2 pseudogenes are annotated in these 2,168 nt (G+C 60.0%); one reads left to right on the plus strand and one right to left on the minus strand.

Going from position 1 to position 2,168, the window contains the following annotated elements:
• Window positions 1–877 precede the first annotated feature (877 nt).
• Window positions 878–1,098: pseudogene (locus tag AC07FD_RS29075) on the minus strand (transposase); the annotation flags it as partial.
• Window positions 1,099–1,335: 237 nt separating this feature from the next.
• Here AC07FD_RS29075 and AC07FD_RS29080 point away from each other — a divergent pair.
• Window positions 1,336–2,168, plus strand: a pseudogene (locus tag AC07FD_RS29080) (IS110 family RNA-guided transposase); the annotation flags it as partial.

A 2,168-nucleotide genomic window follows, 5' to 3' on the forward strand; every position in this document is an offset into this window, starting at 1 on the left:
TTAAGCAACCAAATCCTACGTCATTTCAACGGCTTGCACCACATCCGCCAACCTCCATGAATTTTCCGGGCTAGCTAATCGATGACATCTGGTTCGCCAATGCACAATGCCCAAAGTATACACCCCCAGCCTTCACCAAACGACAAGCTTTGGTCGGAGTAGTGCTCGTCCGCGTCTTGGGTGACGGCTGGAGCTGGAGCGGTCGTTACAACGGCCAACGCCGTGGCAGCAAGTATCGTTCGTGGCCAGTGAGACCGCAATTTCAGGAGCCTCGGGCGCGCCACAGCGTCTTTTTCTGAGGTAGGCATTTTTCGTTTTCCTTTTGGATCATCACAGATTTGAAGAGGGGTCTGGTGTTATGTGCCATTGGGAGAGCCGGCGAAGCAGATATTCATGTGGTCGTCATAGATTCCTCCTGAATGTTTGTTTTACGAGAACCCTTATGGCAGCCCTATCTGACAGCCTGAAAGCGGTCTGCGGGATGGCGATCCTGTCTGATCGCAGCGAGATCCAACCGAGCTGGGGCGGTGCGACGGGATGCGCAGCCTGTATTGCGTTCGGACGAATGTCATGTGAACTCCTGGGCTAAGACTGCGCGACGGCCATGTCGGAACACGGTATCATGGCTATGAATATGCAATTGGCATGCCACCAAACGGGTTGTGAGCAGCGACCCCAAATCGGAGGAGTCGTCCGCTGGCCGGCTTGATCCTAACCCCCAGGATGTTTGGATCTGAACACAGATTTGTCGTCAATCGGACACGGACAAAATGCTGTGACCAGCTGGGCACTGGTGCTGACGCTTTGGTCAGACAGGCCAGAGACGTTGATACAGCGGGACTGTCAGGATTTCCGTGTGCGGGCGGGCGGTTGAACATTACGCCGCCATGGCCTTGATGAAGCGTTCACCGAAGATGACGGCGAACTGGGCCTTGGCCATGGACCACTCACGTGGCGGCATTTTCCACTCTTTCTCGGACCGGTTCAAGATCAGATAGAGCAGCTTGGTGGCGGCTTCGTCGCTTGGGAAGTGGCCCCTGGCCCTGACGGCCGCCTGAGCTTCGAGTTCAACGCCTCTATTGAGTTCGTAACCGGTATGAAGATGGCGGTGCCGATGTCCGGCTGCGGTTTTCGTGATCGCGGCGTATGGTGCGACCATCCGGGACAGAGGCACCGGGAGCACGAAGGTGCGGGCAGGCCGATCTTGTACGTTGAGCTGCGAGCTCGTGTTAGTAGATGGCCGCCTCTGCGACTCGCCCGGTTGCGCTGAGAGCGCGGATCCGTAGTTGTCGTGTCGCCCGCCGCTCCCCTCTGACTGATCGAGAGGAGGCAGGAATGCGACGTGTAATTGGAATCGACACCCACCGCACCTTTGGCGAGGTGGTGATCTGGGAAGATGGTCGACTGCGGCATGTGGGCCGGGTCGATATGACGCGAACCGCGCTGGAAGGCTTCGGCAAAACCCTTCTGGCCGACGACGAGGTGGTCATCGAGGCCACTGGCAACTGCATGGCGGTCTCTCGGGTGCTGTCGCCATTCGTGAAGCGGGTGGTGATCGCCAACCCGCTGCAGGTCAAAGCGATCGCGCACGCTCATGTGAAGACCGACAAGATCGACGCCGGCACGCTGGCCAGCTTGTACGCAGCCGGCTACCTGCCGGAGATCTGGACACCGGATGCCGCCACGGAGCGGATGCGCAGACTGGTCGCGCGGCGCTACCAGGTCGTGCGGCATCGGACCCGGATCAAGAACGAGGTACATTCGATCCTCTACGCCCACCTGATTCCGCGGTGCCCCCATGCCGACCTGTTCGGGCGCCTCGACAGTGCCTGGCTCACCCGTCAGCCGGTGCCAGATGACGAGCGCGCCGCAATCGAGCGCCATATCCGGGAACTGGACAGGCTGGGTGACGATCTCCGCGTACTTGACCGGGAGATTGCCGAGAGCGCGCTCGATGATGCGGTGATCAAACGGCTGGTCACAATCACTGGCGTCAATCTCGCGGTGGCCGCCGGGCTAGTGGCGGCTGTCGGTGACATCGGCCGTTTTTCCAGCCCGCAAAAACTGGTGAGCTATTTCGGCCTGAACCCACGCGTGCGCCAGTCGGGCTCGGCGCGGCCCATCACGGGCGGATCAGCAAGGTCGGACGCAGCCATGCCCGCGCGATG

This window comes from Mesorhizobium waitakense, assembly GCF_056431085.1.